The 3,417-nt window shown below is 45.6% G+C and carries 4 protein-coding genes; all 4 read right to left on the minus strand.

Going from position 1 to position 3,417, the window contains the following annotated elements; translation table 11 throughout:
* Window positions 1-214: 214 nt before the first annotated feature.
* Window positions 215-439 (minus strand): hypothetical protein, encoded by a 225-nt coding sequence (locus FTU09_RS13500; protein ID WP_000743213.1) that lies wholly within the window; start codon window positions 437-439, stop codon window positions 215-217.
* Window positions 436-1,173, minus strand: a complete 738-nt coding sequence (locus FTU09_RS13505) for a recombinase family protein (protein ID WP_001366550.1) — start codon at window positions 1,171-1,173, stop codon at window positions 436-438. The genes FTU09_RS13500 and FTU09_RS13505 overlap by 4 nt, the downstream gene beginning before the upstream one ends.
* Window positions 1,174-1,321: 148 nt before the next feature.
* A complete protein-coding gene (locus tag FTU09_RS13510) occupies window positions 1,322-2,488 on the minus strand; it encodes a tetracycline-inactivating monooxygenase Tet(X3) (RefSeq protein ID WP_024160783.1) in 1,167 nt (388 codons plus the stop codon).
* Between the two features lie 189 nt (window positions 2,489-2,677).
* Window positions 2,678-3,271: a tyrosine-type recombinase/integrase gene (locus FTU09_RS13515; RefSeq protein WP_205779272.1), complete on the minus strand. Its 594-nt coding sequence runs from the start codon at window positions 3,269-3,271 to the stop codon at window positions 2,678-2,680.
* Window positions 3,272-3,417 lie beyond the last annotated feature (146 nt).

Raw genomic sequence — 3,417 nt, forward strand, 5'->3', positions numbered from 1 at the left:
GCATGTTCCGCGTCCTTGCAATACTGTGTTTACATACAGTCTATCGCTTAGCGGAAAGTTCTTTTACCCTCAGCCGAAATGCCTGCCGTTGCTAGACATTGCCAGCCAGTGCCCGTCACTCCCACTCGATTGTAAACAAGCACACAAAACCCTTTAGTGACAACAATTTGCAAGAACTATCAGGCTCAGTGCCATGAAAAATACCATGACCAGATCATGAGGTTGAACACGGCTTGCGCCGGCAGCGTTCACGCTCCTGGTCGGCGATCTCGCCCGGCTGCAATGCTAGCTCAGCATCGGTCATGCGCTCCAGCACGTCGCGTAGGCGGATGGTGCAAGGAATGGGCGGCAGCTCGAACTCATAGCCGCCGGCGATCATTTCGGCCGCAATCTCCTCGGTGATGAAAAACGGCTCGTCGTCTTGGTTCGGCTTCTTCATGCCCTTTCCTCCTGGCGCTCATCCTGGCCGACAGCGGCCAGGGCATCGGCTTCCGTCAATGCGTCCTCCACGAACGCGCCGTGCTGCTTCGCTTCGGCCTGGCTGACCTCGGCCCATATCCGTTTCACCTGGGCCGCACTGTACCCGGCCAGCTCGGCGGTCTTGTTGATGCTGTAGCCGGACTTGCGCAGCGCGACAACTTGGGCGCGGCGCTTCGGATCAGCACGGCGGCCCTTGTACCGCCCGGCCTGGCGGGCCAACTCAATGCCTTGGCGCTGGCGTTCGCGCCTGTCCTCGTAGTCGTCGCGGGCCATCTGCAAGGCCAGGCGAAAAAGCATGATCTGCACGGCTTCCAGCACGATCTTGGCGACGCCCTGGGCCTCGGCCGCCAGGTCGGATAGATCGACCACGCCAGGGACGGCCAGGCGTGCGCCTTTGGCCTGTATCGAGGCCACCAGGCGCTCGGCCTCGGGCAAAGGTAGGCGGCTGATGCGGTCGATCTTCTCGGCAATGACCACCTCGCCGGGCTGTAGGTCGCCGATCATGCGCAGCAGCTCAGGCCGGTCGGCGCGTGCGCCGGATGCCTTCTCACGGTAGATGCCGGCGACGTAGTAGCCGGCGGCCTTCGCGGCCGTAGTGATCGCCTCTTGGCGTTCCAAGTCCTGCGCGTCGGTGCTGACGCGCAGATAGACCCGCGCCACCATCGGCGCGGCTACTGGCTTCGTCCTGCGCATACTTGCGGGCTCCTTTGGGCATACTCAAATGCACCCATCTTAAACTGGCAGCTAATGTACAAAAGTTGATAGAAGCACACAAGTTCAATTTTGCACTTCTGCCCCACTATTGCAAAACTGCTTGTTAGTAGCCGTTTTTTCTTACTGTTTATAGATTCAATAATTTTTGAAACGAAAAATTGGGACTAAACATTTCGGTTTCGTTTTCTGTCGATTCGTCCTGCGTATCTTTTGCATAAACAAACATTTGTTGTTCGTAGTTTTCGATGGCATTTTCAATACTTGTAAATTCTCCGTTTGTAAGGTTTTCAGACAATATCAAAGCATCCAATAATCCCGTATTTACACCCTGTCCTGCAAAAGGCGACATCAAATGAGCAGCATCGCCAATCATTGTTATGGGTAATGGACGGTTACTTTTCCAATCATTGTTCAAAGGAAATTTCCTTGTGGGCAAGCATTGAAATGTTGATACCGAACGTATTAATTGTTTGTAAACTTCACTCCATTTGGAAAATCTTTTCAATAAAAAATCGGCAACGCTGTTTCTGTCCTGAAAATCTAAGGGAATTTTATTTTTCCATTCATCGGGCGTTTTAAAACTAATTCCTAAATACAATGCACCATTATTATTGGGATTGGCAAACAATAAAATGCCCTGATGTCCCGCCATTAATCGGTTGCCGTTGCATAGCTGAAAAAATCCGGGACAGTTTATTTCCGGTTGAAGAATATCAGCTTGGATGTTGAAAGTACCGGTTTCTTCAACTTGCGTGTCGGTAACAAAGCTCCTTATTTTCGACATTCCACCATTGGCAAGAATAACCAAATCTGCTGTTTCACTCGGTTTATTCTCAAAAGTTAGTGTCCACTTCTTCTTACCAGGTTCAAGCATAACAAGTTTTCTATCCCAAATAACCGTGTCGTTTTCTAAACTATTCAACAAGATAGCCCTTAAGTCATTTCTGTTTATTTCAGGATTGTCAAATCGATTTTCGGGCTTTACATTTTTTGTGGATAAAATATTGCCTTTTTCATCAGCAATATTTACACCCATTGGTAAGGCTAAGTCATAATAAGTTTGTAACAATCCCGCTTTTTTCATTGCTTCCTGACCTGAACCTTTGTGTAGGTCAAGGGTTCCACCAAAAATTCTTGCCTCTCGGTCGTTGTCTCTTTCGTAAACTGAAACGTCTATGCCGTTTTGCTGTAATAATTTTGCCATAGTCAGTCCAACGGGTCCACCACCAATTATTGCAACGTTCTTATCACTAAGTAAATTCATTTGTTTGTCCGTATCTATTCGCATTGTCATTCAAAAATGGCACATAACAAGTGGCTATACGCCAAATGGCGTATATATCCACTATATCTTATTTTGCTAAACCTTTCATTATCAGTGACAAATCCGTTTTCAACCGTTTACCGTTCGTTTCTACTCTCTCAAAAGGATTTATATTCATAGTGCTTTTTGTTAAGTTTTGCTCAAATATACAAATCCTTTCTATATATCTAACAAATCCATCGGACTTTTTAATTGTTCCATTCCCTTGGTGGTAATATGTGTATAAACCTCAGTTGTTTTACTGCTTGAATGACCTAACAACGATTGAATATAACGTAAACTCGTACCATTCTCAAGCAAATGCGTTGCAAAGCTATGTCGTAAGGTATGTACAGTAACTTCCTTTTGAATCTTTGCTTTTAAAACAGCTGCTTTAAAAATGTTTTGAATACTTCGGCTTGAGTATGCGCCACCTTTTTGACCTTCAAATAAATAATCTTTTGGTTTATATTCCATAAAGTATGTTCTTAAAATAATTAATGTTTTCTCAGATAAAATGGTATAACGATCTCTTTTTCCTTTTGACTGTTCTATACGAATTTGCATGCGCTTGGAGTCAATGTCTTTTATTTTCAGGTTTATACATTCAGAAATGCGCAAACCTGCCGAATAAATAGTCATCAGAATAGCCTTGTGTTTCACGTTTTCAATAGCGCGTAGTACCCGAATGGTTTCTTCTTCACTCATCACAACAGGAAGTGTTTTTTCTTTTTTTGGTCTTTCGATGAAATATGTTTTCCGTTGTCCACCCAAAACACGTTCGTAATAAAACTGGCACTGTTGCAAAGTTAGCGATGAGGCAGCCTTTTGTCTTATTCAAAGGCCTTACATTTCAAAAACTCTGCTTACCAGGCGCATTTCGCCCAGGGGATCACCATAATAAAATGCTGAGGCCTGGC

It is taken from the genome of Acinetobacter sp. YH12058 (assembly GCF_013419805.1).
GTDB classification, from domain to species: Bacteria; Pseudomonadota; Gammaproteobacteria; order Pseudomonadales; family Moraxellaceae; genus Acinetobacter; species Acinetobacter towneri.